Source organism: Megasphaera elsdenii DSM 20460 (assembly GCF_003010495.1).
GTDB classification, from domain to species: Bacteria; Bacillota; Negativicutes; order Veillonellales; family Megasphaeraceae; genus Megasphaera; species Megasphaera elsdenii.
On the sequence record NZ_CP027570.1, the window covers coordinates 2202967 to 2217656 of the forward strand.

15 protein-coding genes and 1 riboswitch are annotated in these 14690 nt (G+C 51.8%); all 15 genes read left to right on the forward strand.

Translation table 11 applies throughout. The features are described from left to right. Nucleotides 1-87 precede the first annotated feature (87 nt). The 15 genes from def to C6362_RS10490 all read left to right on the forward strand — a co-directional run bounded on the left by def (nt 88) and on the right by C6362_RS10490 (nt 14689). Nucleotides 88-549, forward strand: coding sequence for a peptide deformylase (gene def / locus C6362_RS10420; protein WP_014016707.1), 462 nt, complete (start codon nt 88-90; stop codon nt 547-549). Further along, nucleotides 549-1484, forward strand: a complete 936-nt coding sequence (fmt, locus tag C6362_RS10425; protein ID WP_014016706.1) for a methionyl-tRNA formyltransferase — start codon at nt 549-551, stop codon at nt 1482-1484. The genes def and fmt overlap by 1 nt, the downstream gene beginning before the upstream one ends. Nucleotides 1485-1583: 99 nt before the next feature. Next, entirely contained in the window at nt 1584-2924 is a 1341-nt protein-coding gene (rsmB, locus tag C6362_RS10430) for a 16S rRNA (cytosine(967)-C(5))-methyltransferase RsmB (RefSeq protein WP_014016705.1), read from the forward strand. Continuing rightward, complete coding sequence (gene rlmN, locus C6362_RS10435) at nt 2917-3945, forward strand: 23S rRNA (adenine(2503)-C(2))-methyltransferase RlmN (RefSeq protein ID WP_014016704.1); 1029 nt, start codon at nt 2917-2919, stop codon at nt 3943-3945. The genes rsmB and rlmN overlap by 8 nt, the downstream gene beginning before the upstream one ends. A gap of 69 nt (nt 3946-4014) precedes the next feature. Continuing rightward, the gene (locus tag C6362_RS10440; RefSeq protein WP_014016703.1) at nt 4015-4722 is read left to right on the forward strand and encodes a Stp1/IreP family PP2C-type Ser/Thr phosphatase; all 708 of its coding nucleotides are present in this window, start codon (nt 4015-4017) and stop codon (nt 4720-4722) included. 36 nt (nt 4723-4758) lie between these two features. Continuing rightward, nucleotides 4759-6735, forward strand: a complete 1977-nt coding sequence (gene pknB, locus C6362_RS10445) for a Stk1 family PASTA domain-containing Ser/Thr kinase (RefSeq protein ID WP_041647250.1) — start codon at nt 4759-4761, stop codon at nt 6733-6735. A gap of 10 nt (nt 6736-6745) precedes the next feature. Further along, complete coding sequence (gene rsgA, locus C6362_RS10450) at nt 6746-7609, forward strand: ribosome small subunit-dependent GTPase A (protein ID WP_014016701.1); 864 nt, start codon at nt 6746-6748, stop codon at nt 7607-7609. Between the two features lie 2 nt (nt 7610-7611). After that, entirely contained in the window at nt 7612-8256 is a 645-nt protein-coding gene (gene rpe / locus C6362_RS10455) for a ribulose-phosphate 3-epimerase (RefSeq protein ID WP_014016700.1), read from the forward strand. Nucleotides 8257-8314: 58 nt separating this feature from the next. Beyond that, a riboswitch (FMN riboswitch) is annotated at nt 8315-8446 on the forward strand. A gap of 93 nt (nt 8447-8539) precedes the next feature. After that, on the forward strand, nt 8540-9676 hold the full coding sequence (gene ribD / locus C6362_RS10460) for a bifunctional diaminohydroxyphosphoribosylaminopyrimidine deaminase/5-amino-6-(5-phosphoribosylamino)uracil reductase RibD (RefSeq protein WP_014016699.1): 1137 nt from the start codon (nt 8540-8542) through the stop codon (nt 9674-9676). Continuing rightward, the gene (locus tag C6362_RS10465; protein WP_014016698.1) at nt 9657-10301 is read left to right on the forward strand and encodes a riboflavin synthase; all 645 of its coding nucleotides are present in this window, start codon (nt 9657-9659) and stop codon (nt 10299-10301) included. The genes ribD and C6362_RS10465 overlap by 20 nt, the downstream gene beginning before the upstream one ends. 31 nt (nt 10302-10332) lie before the next feature. Beyond that, on the forward strand, nt 10333-10797 hold the full coding sequence (ribH, locus tag C6362_RS10470) for a 6,7-dimethyl-8-ribityllumazine synthase (protein WP_014016697.1): 465 nt from the start codon (nt 10333-10335) through the stop codon (nt 10795-10797). A gap of 803 nt (nt 10798-11600) precedes the next feature. Next, nucleotides 11601-12338: a glycosyltransferase family 2 protein gene (locus tag C6362_RS10475; protein WP_255411291.1), complete on the forward strand. Its 738-nt coding sequence runs from the start codon at nt 11601-11603 to the stop codon at nt 12336-12338. 6 nt (nt 12339-12344) lie between these two features. After that, nucleotides 12345-13472: a glycosyltransferase family protein gene (locus C6362_RS10480; protein WP_014016695.1), complete on the forward strand. Its 1128-nt coding sequence runs from the start codon at nt 12345-12347 to the stop codon at nt 13470-13472. 516 nt (nt 13473-13988) lie between these two features. After that, nucleotides 13989-14465, forward strand: a complete 477-nt coding sequence (locus tag C6362_RS10485) for an O-antigen ligase family protein (RefSeq protein ID WP_106699302.1) — start codon at nt 13989-13991, stop codon at nt 14463-14465. A 14-nt stretch (nt 14466-14479) separates the two neighbouring features. Continuing rightward, nucleotides 14480-14689, forward strand: a complete 210-nt coding sequence (locus tag C6362_RS10490) for a hypothetical protein (protein ID WP_041647247.1) — start codon at nt 14480-14482, stop codon at nt 14687-14689. Nucleotide 14690 lies beyond the last annotated feature (1 nt).

The window sequence follows — 14690 nt, forward strand, 5'->3', positions numbered from 1 at the left end:
TAAAAAGATATGATAGCAAAAATGTCAGATTTGTTATATAATAAAACAGAATAAGCATTTTTACTATTACAATGAGGTGAAAGTTATATGGCAGTACTCAATATTATTAAAGCCGGTGACCCCGTCTTGAAAGCGACGGCGAAACCCGTTACAAAAGTGAATAAACATATAAAGAAATTGCTCGACGACATGGCAGAAACGATGTATGCTGCTGAAGGCGTCGGCTTAGCCGCACCGCAGGTCAATGAATCGCTGCAGCTCATCGTCCTCGACGACGGCCATGGTCTCATCGAGCTCATCAATCCGGAAATCCTGGAAAAGTCGGACGAAACCAACGTCGACACCGAAGGCTGCCTGAGCATCCCCGGATATTACGGCAAGGTAGAACGGGCTTCGAAAATCAAGGTCCGTTCCCTGACGCGCCATGGCAAGACGGTCATTTATGAACCGGAAGGCTTCCTGGCCCGCATTTTCCAGCATGAAATCGACCATCTCTATGGTCATCTGTTCATCGAAAAAGCAGCGGATTTACGGAAAGTAGGGGACTAATGGATAAGTTACGCATTGTATTCATGGGGACGCCGGATTTTTCCGTCCCGTCCCTGGAAAGCCTGGCCCAGGCCGGTTATGATATCGCCGCCGTCTACAGCCAGCCCGACAAGCAGCGGGGACGGGGCAAAAAGGTGACTTTCTCGCCGGTGAAAGAAAAGGCCATGGAACTGGGAATCCCCGTTTTCCAGCCCGATTCCATGCGCCGTGACGACGTCATCGAACAGCTGCGCAGCCTGGCACCGGATGTCATCATCGTCATCGCCTACGGCAAGATTTTGCCGAAAGCCGTCCTCGACATCCCCAAATACGGCTGCCTCAACGTCCACGGCTCGCTGCTGCCGAAATACCGCGGCGCGGCTCCTATCCAGTACGCTGTCAAGGACGGCGAAGCTGAAAGCGGCGTGACCATCATGCTCCTCGATGAAGGCATGGATACGGGGAAGATGCTGAAAAAAGCGGCCATTCCCCTGGATGCCAAGGAAACGACGGGCACTTTGTTCGATAAATTGTCCCTCCTCGGGGCCCAGACCCTGCTCGACGTCCTGACGGACCTGGAGGGCTATGAAAGCCGGGCTGTCGACCAGGATGAGAGCCAGGCGACGTATACGGCAAAAATTACCAAGGAAGAAGCCCAGATCGACTGGACCCAGGATGCTGTCGTGCTGGAACGGCTCATCCGGACGCTGGATCCTCATCCCGGCGCATATACGATCTGTCACGATGGCAAGCGCCTGAAAATCTGGTCGGCTGATGTCGTCGAAGGTACCGGGGCCGAACCGGGAACCATCTTGGATGTGACCAAGAAGCAGTTCACCATCCAGACCGGAAGCGGCGCCCTGCGCATCCGCGAAGTCCAGCCGGAAAGCCGGAAGCGGATGGCTACTGCCCAATATCTCCAGGGTGTGACCTTGACGGCTGGGGAACGGCTATAAACAAGACTCCATGCAGAGAAGCGGGACAACTGCCGCAAAGAAGACGGTTGCCCTGCTTTTGTGCTGTTCACCCGTGCTTTTTGAAATAGGGAGGAATCTATGAACGTACGTGAAATTGCCTTTCAGAGCCTGCTGACTATCTGCCGGGACGAAGGGTATAGCAATATCGTCGTCTCTAAGGCGATACAGAAGCATCAATTTGCCGACAGGGACCGGCGTTTTTATACAGAACTCGTTTACGGTACCTTGCGCTGCCTCAATTACCTGGACTGGATCATTTCCCAGATCAGTACGCGCAAGCTGAAAAAGCTCGACCCCGTCTGCCTGGCCATTATCCGCCTGGGCTTGTATCAGATTTTCGGCATGACCAAAGTCCCCGAATCGGCAGCCTGCAACGAAGCTGTCAAAATGGCGACGAAATTCGGCAATAAAGGCATGGCCAAGTTCGTCAATGCCATGCTGCGCAACAGTATCCGCCGGCGGGACCAATTCATCATTCCCGATAAGGACAAAAACCTGACAGCCTATCTGGCCCTGACGTATCATCAGCAGGGCTGGCTCGTTCGCCGCTGGCTGGAAGAATATGGCCCAGACGATACAGAACGGCTCTGCCAGTATTTCGATACCATCCCGGCACTGTGCCTGCGCGTCAATACGGCCGTCACCAGTCGCGAAGACCTGTTGGCTGAGCTGGAAAAGCAAGGCCAGCCGGCCCGTCCGGCTGCCATTTCGCCGGATGGCATCTATCTCGATGGCAATCCGGGCATCCACGAGCTGACCTGCCTCCGCGATGGCCGGGCTATCATCCAGGATGAACCGTCCCAGCTGGTCGCCCATATCGTCGATCCCCAGCCGCACGAAGTCGTCTTCGACGTCTGCGCTGCTCCCGGCGGCAAGACGACCCATTTGGCTACCCTGGGCGGCCCCTCGTGCGTCGTCTACGGCGGCGATATCCACGAACATAAGCTGCGGCTCATCGAATACAATGCCCAGAAGCTGGGTCTCAAGAATGTGCGGACCCTGCTCCAGAACGGCTGTACCATCGGCCAGAAATATGCCGGCAAAGCCGACCGGGTCCTGGTCGATGCGCCTTGTTCGGGTCTCGGCGTCCTGCGCCACAAAATCGACTTGCGCTGGCGCAAGAATCCCAGCGATCTGCGGACCCTGCCGGCCCTGCAGCGGCGCATCCTGGACAGCGCCTCGCAATGCGTCCGCCCGGGCGGTGTCCTGGTCTACAGCACTTGTACCATGAATGATGATGAAAACAGCCGCATTGTGGCTGACTTTTTGAAGAACCATCCGGAATTTCACGTCGAAAATGCGACGCAGTGGCTGACCGTCCCTGGTCATGAAGGCCCGTTCATCCAGCTCCTGCCGCAGCGCGACAATCTGGACGGCTTCTTCATTGCCCGCATGAAAAAGGAGGGTGGACATGAATAACCTCTTCGATATGACGAAAAAGGAACTGCAAACGTTCCTCGTCGCCCAGGGAATGAAGAAATTCCGGGCCGACCAGATTTTCCATTATGTCTATAAAGAAAATATCTTTTCCTGGGATGAAATGGTCCTGCTGCCCAAGAAAGACCGGCAGCTTCTCAAAGACGTCCTGCCCATTCACTTTCCGGAAATCGTGTCCCGCCTGGACGCATCCGATGGCCAGACAGTCAAGCTGCTCTTGCAGCTCGCGGACGGCGAAACCGTCGAAACGGTGCTCATGATGCACGATTACGGCAATTCCATCTGCGTGTCGTCCCAGGTCGGCTGTGCCGTCAACTGCGCCTTCTGCGCGTCGGCCAAGAACGGCTTTGTCCGCAACCTGTCGGCCGGTGAAATGGTCGCCCAGCTCCTGGCTTTCCGTAAATACGTCATGCCGGAACTGCACTCCATCGTCATCATGGGGACGGGGGAACCGCTCCTCAATTATGACAACGTCATCCGTTTCATGAAGCTCATCCACGACAAGGATACGCTCTATCTGGGCTATCGCAACATGACACTGTCCACGTCGGGCATCGTCCCCAAGATGTATGACCTGGCCAAAGAGGGCATGCCCATCACCCTGGCCGTGTCCCTCCACGCGCCGAACGACGCCTTGCGGCGGCGGATCATGCCCATTGCCGAAAAATATCCCCTGGAAGCCGTCCTCCAAGCGGCACGTCACTATTTCGACGTCACAGGCCGAAAAGTCACCTTTGAATATATCCTCATCAAGGGCCTGACCTGCACTAATGCCTGCGCTAAGGAACTGGCCCGCCTCCTGGGCGGCCAGAACATCCTGGTCAACGCCATCCCCATCAATGATAATTATGACGTCGGTCTCTACCGGCCTGACGAAAAGACGATGAATGAATTTGTCACCTATCTGCAGCGCCATGGCGTCCCTGTCACCTTGCGGCGGGAAATGGGCAGCAAAATCCAGGCTGCCTGTGGCCAATTGCGGATAAAACGCGAAAAAATTTGACAGGTGACGGCGAATATGATATGAATTAAAGTGTACCTATAACGAAACACCGTGAGAGGACGTGAGAATTTGGGCACATACGGTGAATCCAAAATCGGCTTGGTTCGGAAAGTGAATGAAGATTCCTTTTATATCAGCCACGAGAAAAACGTACTGGCCGTAGCTGACGGTATGGGCGGCTATGTAGGCGGTGAAATCGCCAGCAAGACGGCTGTAGAAGCCATCGCCTATTACTTCAAGAATTTCAGTTATGCGGCACCGGTACAACTGGAGAAGGCCATTCAATATGCGAATTCCAGTATCCTCAGCAAGACCTTGATCGACCCCTCGCTCAAAGGGATGGGGACGACTGTTTCTTTAGTGACGCTGGCCCGGCACATGGCTTTTTGGGGCCACGTCGGCGACAGCCGTATCTACTTATACCGCGACGGGGAGTTCACGCAGATTTCTGCCGACCATACCATCGTCCAGGTCCTGCTCGATAAGGGCAAGATCACGGAAGAAGAGGCCATGGACCATCCCCAGCGCCATGTGCTGACCAGAGCCGTCGGCGTCGATGAAAACCTGGTCGTCGACAGCGGAGCCTTTGAAGTACAGCCAAAGGACCGTATCCTGATTTGTTCTGACGGCCTGACGTCGTTCATCCGGAAACAGGAACTCTGCGATGCCATCGGCGATTATCGCCGGACGGAACGGGAAATCATCAATGATCTCTTTGCCCGCGTTTATGAGAACGGGGCCAACGATAATGTTACCGCAATTTTAACGACCATATAATCGCGAACGACTATGAAAGTGGTGGAATAGCTAAAAATGATTGGTCATATCTTAGATAACAGATACAAGATATTGGAAAAAGTAGGCACAGGCGGCATGGCCAGCGTGTACAAAGCACAGGATATCCTCCTGGACCGGATCGTCGCCGTAAAGATACTTCATTCAAAATACGGCAATGACCACGATTTTGTCGTCCGCTTCCGGCAGGAAGCCCAGGCGGCTGCCAAATTGTCACACCCCAATATTGTCAATATATACGACGTCGGCTACGATGAAAATGTCCATTACATCGTCATGGAATTCGTGCGCGGCGAAACGTTGAAAGAGTATATCGAAAAGCACGGCCATCTGCCGATCAATACGTCGATACAGATTGCCTTCGATATTGGCGAAGCTTTGGAAAATGCCCATGCCAACGGCATCGTCCACTGCGATATCAAGCCCCATAATATTCTGGTCACCGAAACAGGGCGCATCAAAGTCGCCGACTTCGGTATCGCCCGGGCCGTCAATTCCGTCGAAAACAGCGACCGCACGGTCCTGGGTTCTGTCCATTATTTTTCACCGGAACAGGCCAGCGGCGGCCATATCGACGAACGGACGGATATTTACTCCCTAGGCGTTGTCATGTATGAAATGATGACCGGTGTCGTTCCCTTCCAGGGCGATACAGCCATCAGCATCGCCCTGAAGCACGTCCAGGACGACATCCCCTTGCCGACCAAGTACAACCGCCGCATCCCGCGGCTCGTCGAACAGGTCATCCTCAAGGCCATGGCCAAGAACCCGGACGACCGTTTCCAGTCCATCGGCGAGATGATGTCGGAACTGCGCCTGTCCCAGGGTTTCATCAACACCAACGGCGCCCGGCCGATCATCAGCAAGGGCCCGTATAACTTCGGTACGCAGAAACTGCAGCCTATCAAGGAAAAGGACCTGCCCGAAGACGAACCTCCGGAAAAGAAGAAGAACCCTTTTACGCGGTTCATGGATTCTATCAGCAATCATTCTCAGAAAACCATCATCATCGGTATGCTCGGCGTCTTCCTCGTCGCCTTTGTCTGGGCCTTCTTTTCCTTCGGGAATTTTTGGAGTACTGAAGACATTACCGTACCGGATGTGACGGGTAAGCAGGTAGAAATCGCCAAGAAGATCCTCAAGGATAAGAAGCTCGACGTCTCCGTCAAGGAAGTGGAAAGCGACGAAGTGCCAGTAGGCGAAGTCGTTTCCCAGACGCCGTCGGGCGGAGCCGTTGTCAAGGCCAACCGGACGATTTACCTGACGGTCAGCAAAGGGAATAAAGGCGAAGAAGTCCTCATACCGGACCTGCGGAGCCTGACCCTCGATGAGGCCGAAAAGAAACTGAAGGAAATCGGTCTGTCTGTCGGCAAGGTGCGCTACAAAGAGAGCGCCCAGTATGCGGATGGGACCATCATAGACCAAGATCCGGAATCGCCGAAGAAAGTCGAAAAGGGGACGAAAGTCGATCTCGTCGTCTGCCGTAAGAGCGAAGCGGAAAAAGAAGCCGAAGCGGCTAAGAACGAAGCGCCCAATACGAGCGGCATGAGCCTCGACGCAGCCGTGAAAGCCTTGGAAAGCGCAGGGTACTCCGTCGGCAATGTGTCCAACCTCGATTCGTCGAAAGACAGCTCTCAGGCCGTCGTTACGGGTCAGACGTCGGAAGACGGCAAGGTCGTCAACTTGTCCGTCGAATATCCGTCGTCCCAGAGCAGCCAGAGTTCGCCGTCGAGCAGTTCCGGCGGCTCCGATGGCAGTGCCAATAACCAGGAACCGGCCGGGACGCCCCATTATGGGACCGTCAATATCAGCGTACCGTCCGGTGCTTCCAGCCAGCATGTCCAGATCGTCGTATCCGACGACAACGGCTCGCGCGTCGTCTATGACCGCAGTCAGGCCGGTGGCGATAACATCTCCAAGAGCGTCAGCGGCACGGGCAAGACGAGAGTCAAAGTCTATATCAACAATTCATTAGTACAGGATCAGTACATCTAAGGGGAGGAACATGACAAAAGGACGCGTCATCAAGAACTATAACGGGTATTATTATGTCGATGTCGGCCGGGAGAACCTCGTCGAATGTCGCCGCCGCGGCAAATTGCTGAAAGCCAAGATCCTCGTCGGCGACGAGCTGGAAATCACCGAGCTGGGCCAGGATAAGGGCGTCATCGAAGCCCTGCTGCCCCGGCGCAACCAGATCCGCCGGCCGGCGGTGGCCAATATAGACCAGCTGCTGGTCATCATGGCGGCCCAGTCGCCGGACCCGAACCGTTTCCTCGTCGACAAGATGCTCATGACCTGTGAATACGGCGGCATCCATCCGACGCTGTGCTTCAATAAGTGCGACCTGGACCGGGACACAGCCGAAGCCTATAAAGCCTTTTATGAACGCTGCGGCTATGACGTCTATCTCGTGTCGGCCAAGACCGGCGAAGGCCTGGATACGCTGCGGGCTCTCCTGCCGCACCGCATGACGGCCTTTGCCGGCCCGTCGGGCGTCGGCAAGTCCAGCCTGCTGTCGCAGCTCCTGGGGCGGAAGGACTTGTCCGTCGGCGCCGTCAGCGAAAAGATCAAGCGCGGCCGCCATACGACGCGCCATTCGGAAATCATGCGCCTCGACAGCGACACGTACGTCGTCGATACGCCGGGCTTCAGTGCCCTCGATTTCGAGCACCTCGACCCCCGGGAAGTCCTGCGCTTGTTCCCGGATATGCTGCCCTACAGCGGCGGCTGCAAGTTCTCATCGTGCCTGCACCTGTCCGAACCGGAATGTACGGTCAAACAAGCCGTAGCCGACGGCCATATCCAGGCCGAACGCTACGATACATATTGTAAGATACTCACTTCCATTGCAGAAAGGAAACGATAGTTATGGTAACCATTTGCCCCTCTATATTGTCGGCTGATTTTTCCCGCCTGGCCGAAGAAATCCAGGACGTTGAACGGAAGGGGGCCGACTGCATCCATCTCGACTTGATGGACGGCCATTTCGTACCGAACCTGACCTTCGGCGTACCGGTCATCAAAGCCCTGCGCAGCTGCACGAAACTGCCTTTCGATGCCCATCTCATGGTCGAACATCCGGAAACCTATATCGACGGCCTGGCGGCTGCCGGCGTCCAGTACGTCACGGTCCATCAGGAAGCCTGTGTCCACCTCGACCGGGTCCTGCAGCAGATCCGCGAAGCAGGCATGAAAGGCGGCGTCGCCCTTAATCCGGCGACCCCCGTATCTTCCTTGTCCTGCGTGGCCGGGCAGTTGGATATGATCCTAATCATGAGCGTCAATCCCGGCTTCGGCGGCCAGAAATTCATCCCCTATGCCGTCGATAAGATCCGCCAGGCGAAAGCCCTCCTGGAACAGGCCGGCAATACGGCGGCCGTCATCGAAGTCGACGGCGGCGTCAATGCCAAGACTGTCCAGGCCGTCAAAGACGCCGGTGCGACCTTCCTCGTCGCCGGCAGTGCCGTCTTCGGAGCTGAAGACCGGGCCGCAGCCATTGCGTCCTTACGATAAGGACTTGTATTTCTTCCTTGCATGTGCTAAAATCATACATGTAGTTCAAGTGAATAAGGATAGTCTTTGAGGCAAGGTGAGAAAGCGGCGCTTTCAATTCCTGACCGGCGGTGACAGTCCGCTAACCCGCAAGGGTTGAACCGATGCAATTTCGGTACCGACAGTACAGTCTGGATGGGAAAAGACGACAGATTGTGTTTTTGTTGCGCTCAAAAGGCTATGGGAATCTTACGTCCATAGCCTTTTTTTATCTTGCAAATCTGAATGGAAGGGAAGGAATACATTGGAACCGGCAGAGTATATGAAAAAAGCCCTGGACTTGGCAAAGACCGCCCTGGGCTATACGACATCTAACCCGGCTGTCGGCTGTGTCATCGTCAAAGACGGTGAAATCGTCGGCACGGGCTATCACCATAAGGCCGGCACGCCCCATGCGGAAGTATGGGCTTTGCGTGAAGCCGGCGAACGGGCTAAAGGAGCGACGGTCTATGTGACTCTCGAACCGTGCGCCCATTACGGACGGACGCCGCCCTGCGCCCGGACCCTCGTTGAAAAGGGCGTCGGCAAAGTCGTCATGGCCATGCTCGACCCGAACCCCTTAGTCGCCGGCAAGGGGGCCGCGATCCTGCGGCAGGCGGGCATCCCCGTCGAAGTCGGCCTCCTGTCGAAGGAAGCAGCCCAGCTCAACGAAGTCTTCATCAAGAACATGATGGTCCAGAAACCGTTCATCGCCATCAAATTGGCCCAAAGCCTCGATGGCCGCACGGCTTCGCGGACGGGGAAATCCCAGTGGATCACCAATGACTGGGCCCGCAGTTACGGGCACTACCTGCGCTCTATCTACGACGGCATCCTGGTCGGTATCAATACGGTCCTGACCGATAATCCGCTCCTGACCAGCCGCATCGAACGGCCTGGCCAGGACGCACCGCATCAGCCTGTACGCGTCGTACTGGATACCAAAGGACGGACACCTTTGAATTCACTCGTCGTCACCGATAAGACGACGCAGACCCTTATCGTCACGACGTCTTTGTGCCCCGTAGAGAAGATGAAGGCTTTGAAAAACGCCGGCGTCCGCGTCATCCTGGCTCCGCTCCAGGACGGCAAGACCATCTACTTGCCTGACGCCTTGCAACTCCTGCATGATGAAGGACTGACCAGCATCCTCGTCGAAGGCGGCAGCACCGTCCAGGGGAGCTTCTTCGATGCCCGCCTGGTCGATAAGATTTATGCCTTCGTCGGCGACAAGGTTATCGGTGGTACTGGCGCATTGCCGTCGGTTGGCGGCTGCGGCGTCGATGAGCTCGATGAATGTATGCCGCTGCTCTATGATTCGGTAGAGCTCCATGAAAATAACATATTGATTACGGCATATAATGCCAACAGGGAGGGTGCCTATGTTCACTGGCATCATTGAGGAACTGGGGACGATTGCCCATATGGACCGCCGCCCCGATTCTATCCGCCTGACCATTCAGGCGCACAAAGTATTAGAAGGCACGCAGCTTGGCGACAGCATTGCCGTCAACGGCGTCTGCCTGACCGTTACGGATATGACGGATTCGACCTTTTCGGCCGATGTCATGCATGAAACCATGCGCCGTTCGTCGTTCAGCACCATCAAGAGCGGCTCTAAAGTCAACCTCGAACGGGCCATGCAGGTCGGCGGCCGCCTGGGTGGTCACATCGTCAGCGGCCACATCGACGGCGTCGGCCATGTCGCCCGCATCGCGACGGACGGCATTGCCCGGGTCATCACCATTTCCATCCCGAAGGATATGGAACCGTTCATCGTCGAAAAAGGGTCCATCACCATCGACGGCATCAGCTTGACCGTCGTATCCGTCGGCAACAGCCAATTTTCCGTTTCCATCATCCCCCATACCATGGCCAATACGACGCTTATGGATAAACATCCGGGGGCTATCGTCAATTTGGAAACCGATGTCATCGGGAAATACGTCCATAGCTTTACCGTCGGTCATCCGTCGCAGGCTTCTTCGGGCCTGACGATGGAAAAACTGCTGGAAAATGGATTTTAACATAATTATTTCAGAATAGGAGTGTTTTACAATGGTACAAGTCAAAGAAGGTAAATTAATCGGTTCTGGTGCGAAATTCGGCATCGTCGTCGCACGTTTCAACGAATTCATCTGCAGCAAGCTCCTCGGCGGCGCTTATGACGCTCTCCATCGCCATGGCGTCGATGACGCAGATATTACGACAGCCTGGGTCCCGGGCGCTTTTGAAATCCCCTTGATTGCTCAGAAAATGGCAGAATCGGGCAAATACGATGCCGTCATTTGCCTCGGTGCCGTCATCCGCGGCGCTACCAGCCACTATGACCTGGTCTGCGGCGAATCGGCTAAAGGCATCGCCCAGGCATCCCTTAAGACGGGCATCCCCATCATGTTCGGCGTCATCACGACGGAAAATATCGAACAGGCCATCGAACGGGCTGGCACAAAAGCCGGCAACAAAGGCTTCGACGTCGCCACCAGCGCCATCGAAATGGTCAACCTCATCAAAGAATTATAAGAGACTGACGTTCATCGTAGGTCGTTCATCGTTTGTCGAAAAGCACGCCGTTTGCAGTCCGCAGTTCGCAGTTCGCTCGGACTCAGATGCGACGTACCGTCGCGACAGACTCAGGTTTGTATTACGACCATTTGCTGTCCGTCATAAATTCCGTGATAGATGCCATCAGTCACGGCGGGCTCGCCGCACGCGAGCCCCTACGCACGAGCCTGCGGCTGTGGATTATTAAATATCGCCTGTATGCGATTTCGTAGGGGCGTCCATGCGGGACGCCCGCGCGAATCCTGGGGATATCCCGAATTGTATTTGTGCGGAATTTCAACGAACGCCAAACGAACCACGAAAAGGGGCTCGCCGCAGTGTGCGGCAGTCCCTTTTTTTTGTGCGGTCACTAAGCTGGGTAGGGGCGCCCACGTGAATTATGTCATTAGCCTAGAACGTATTTGTGTTGCCTTGCGAAGCACGAGCTGCTATGTTATATTGAAAATAAACATGTATGCTCGAACCATTATTCATTAGGAGGTGCGCGATGGGACTTTACTTAAATCCATGGGCAGAAGCGTTTCTGGAAGCCGTGAATCCTGAAATTTACGTCGATAAGACTGGACCACTTCAAACATCAAACACGCAACATCAAACAATGAAACAAAAGAGATTGTGCATAATGGCAGAAGCCTGTGTGTGACAATCTCCTTCCTGTACTTTGTTGGCTGGATGTGGTAAAATGTTACAAGATTATGTAGGCTAACAGACGTGAAATTTTATAAAGGAAAGGGACGCTGCTCGTGAGTTCACTCGCCATTTTGATTTTGACCAAAAACGAAGAAGACAACGTCGTCGATGTTGTCGAGAATGCCAAGAAATGTACCGATGAAGTACTGATCATCGATTCCGGGAGTACGGACAAGACCGCCGAACTGGCCAAAGAACATGGAGCCAAGGTCTGCTTCCGCGCCTGGACCGACGATTTTGCGGCCCAGCGCAATTTCGCCTTAGAACAGACCGATGCCGACTGGGTGCTCTACCTTGATGCTGATGAACGCCTGAACGATGAATTGATTGGCGATATCCAGCGCATCATCGCCGACGGAAAAATGAATACACAATATGCAATTACGCGTAAATCCGTCGCCTTTGGCGTTACGTTTAACCACGGCGTCCTCGACCCGGATCACGTACGGCGCATGTTTCCCAGGACGACCGTCACTTGGGTCAACAAAGTCCACGAACATCCAGAATGTGATTTGCCGGATAAGCGGTTGAAAGGCTATATCGAACATCACACCTATCGCGATTGGCATGAGTGGGAAGAAAAACTCTGCCTGTATACAACGATTTGGGCCGAAGATGCCTACAAACGCGGCAAGCGGACCTCGATGCCAGGTATCCTCATGCACAGCATCGGCGGCTTCTTCAAGATGTTCGTCCTCCGCAAAGGCTTCCTGGACGGCGGCATCGGTTCCTATCTATGCTGCACCCACTTTTTCTACACCATGTTGAAATATTTGAAGTTGCATGAGTTGCAACGGAAGGGAGAGTAGTAAATAATGCGTGTGGCTATTTTGGAATCGATTGTCATGCCGGCGGGGCATGAAGTTGAATTTGACCGGATACTGGTCGAAGAACTGAAAAAACAAGGTCATGAACCGGTTTTCTTTGTGCCGGAACGATTTCCCTTTAAGCTGGACTATCATTGCGATGTCGATTATCTGGACGGGGGAGAAGTCGTTACCTATGCAGGAGCAGGGAAATTAAAAAAACTCTTCTTATCTTTGCGTAGAGAAAAGCGCCGGGTAGCTTGGTTTAATTCAGCCTATCAGAAAGCCTGTGCCCATCATTGTGACGCTATTATCATTCCTACTGGTACATGGCGTTATATCCGGACCCTATTACATAGCCATCTGAAAGATTCACCCGTTCCGGTGTACATGGTTTTTCACGGTATTAACCCACACGAACAGCCAAAATTTGAAAAACAGGCTCATAAAATTATGCCTTATAAGCAGATTCACTTGAAAGTCATTACCTTGCGCAATGATTTCCAGCACAGTGGTTTGACTAATTTAGATCTTATGGCACCTCCTGTTTTTAAACCCCAGGAATTACCAGTCCAGAAACATCTCTCCTTTAAGCCGCCAATTAAAATCGGCTTTTTTGGTCAATTCCGTAAAGAAAAAAATCTCGGGTTCTTTTTAGAAGCTTTTACAAAGGCTCGTTTTTCGGTCCCTGTAGAACTTATCGTCCAGGGAGCAACGGCTAAACCTGAAGATGGTGAATTGTTTGAGCAATTTGCTCGGGACTATAAGGACTATAAAAATATTACTTTCTGGCATAAAAATCTCATCGGTATTGAGTGGCAGAAAGCCTTGCTTAGTGTCGACGCTATCATGATGCCTTATGCTGCCGAACGGTATCGGTATCATTGGGGAGCGATGTTGTTTACGGCTATTGGTTTCTATAAACCCGTTTTGGCTTCACCGGAACTTAATCCGGAAGTATTACAGCAATTCAATATCGGTAAAGCCGTCGATTTGACATCCATTCCGGCTTTTACAAAACAATTGGAAGAATTCATCGATGACTTAGTTCAGAATACCGAAGTGTACCAAAAAAATCTGGATGCGGCTAATGAGGCATACAGTCAGGAAAACTTGATTAAGAATATTTTGCGATAGGAATGAAAATGATGAAAATATCCGGTAAATTGTGTCTATACATATGGGTAAGTGCGCTTTCACTTTCTCTCTTCTTTTTTTCAACGACTATTTCGAATGCAGGGACTAGTATCTCTTATTCAATTGCAATATTGATGACTGTTTTTATTTATTATCATCAGGGATATAAGCTTAGTTTTCCCGATAAACGATTTCTATATCCCTATTTAATTTTCTTTTGTTTATTATTTATTTCAACAATTGCTATTGCTGATAAAATCTCTTTGCACTATTTATGGAAATATTTTACATGGTCTTTCCCGTTTTTTTTTGTTTTATTATGCTAGCTGTGTTAGATGTAATTGTTTAATCAAGGTTTATCAAACAACTACCTTCGGAATATTGGTTGCATTTAGTGCTGTTTCTCTTTATTTATTTTTAACTTCTCCATTAGGAACTAGGATTACTGGATTTTCTAATCAAGCTAATTTATACGCTATACTTATTGAATCCGTCTTGCCCTACGGTGTTTTTTCGATGGTTATGATATGGAAAAATAAATTATACATTGAGAAATATAGTTATGTGGTAAGAGTTTTACCATGTTTTATTGTTGTTTTGGGAATCATTAGTCTATTACTTACAAAGTCCAGAGGTGCTTGTGCTGGTTTTGGGATAAGCTTTTTGTTTTTATTAGCTATTCAAATTTGGATAAGAAAAAATAATTTCAGTCCAACTATGAAAAAAATTTTTTTAGCTTGTATAGTGACTTTCGGCTTTACTGGGATATTATTCTTACATACAGGATATTTATCAAGGGGATATGATGGTGAGCGGATTTTATTGTGGAAATCTAGTTATCAGATGTGGCAGGACCATAAATTATTGGGAGTAGGTTTTTCTGATTGGAAAGTAGAGTATGATGATAAATACATTTCTCCTCATGCTAAGGAGCCTGGGTTAACAATGCCACATAATGTTTTTATTTCATTTTTTCCAGAACAGGACTTATAGGTGGGGCTGGCTATGTGATTTTTGTTCTTGGGGAACTTGCATTTCTTATACAAAGAATAAAAAATGACCCTAATGACTTATCATATCAAGCTATGTTATGGGCTTTTCTGACAATTACATTGCATGGATTGGTTGATGCGGGCATTACTAATAAATTTGCAATGCAAATATTTTTTTCTTATTCAGGCATTGTCCTTGGTATCCACCAGGGACAAAAAGCTTAAA

Bases quoted from the DNA above. Each gene is read 5' to 3' on its own strand.
- def (WP_014016707.1), top strand. From the start codon at position 88: ATGGCAGTACTCAATATTATTAAAGCCGGTGACCCCGTCTTGAAAGCG.
- fmt (WP_014016706.1), top strand. From the start codon at position 549: ATGGATAAGTTACGCATTGTATTCATGGGGACGCCGGATTTTTCCGTC.
- rsmB (WP_014016705.1), top strand. From the start codon at position 1,584: ATGAACGTACGTGAAATTGCCTTTCAGAGCCTGCTGACTATCTGCCGG.
- rlmN (WP_014016704.1), top strand. From the start codon at position 2,917: ATGAATAACCTCTTCGATATGACGAAAAAGGAACTGCAAACGTTCCTC.
- pknB (WP_041647250.1), top strand. From the start codon at position 4,759: ATGATTGGTCATATCTTAGATAACAGATACAAGATATTGGAAAAAGTA.
- rsgA (WP_014016701.1), top strand. From the start codon at position 6,746: ATGACAAAAGGACGCGTCATCAAGAACTATAACGGGTATTATTATGTC.
- rpe (WP_014016700.1), top strand. From the start codon at position 7,612: ATGGTAACCATTTGCCCCTCTATATTGTCGGCTGATTTTTCCCGCCTG.
- C6362_RS10465 (WP_014016698.1), top strand. From the start codon at position 9,657: ATGTTCACTGGCATCATTGAGGAACTGGGGACGATTGCCCATATGGAC.
- ribH (WP_014016697.1), top strand. From the start codon at position 10,333: ATGGTACAAGTCAAAGAAGGTAAATTAATCGGTTCTGGTGCGAAATTC.
- C6362_RS10480 (WP_014016695.1), top strand. From the start codon at position 12,345: ATGCGTGTGGCTATTTTGGAATCGATTGTCATGCCGGCGGGGCATGAA.
- C6362_RS10485 (WP_106699302.1), top strand. From the start codon at position 13,989: ATGGTTATGATATGGAAAAATAAATTATACATTGAGAAATATAGTTAT.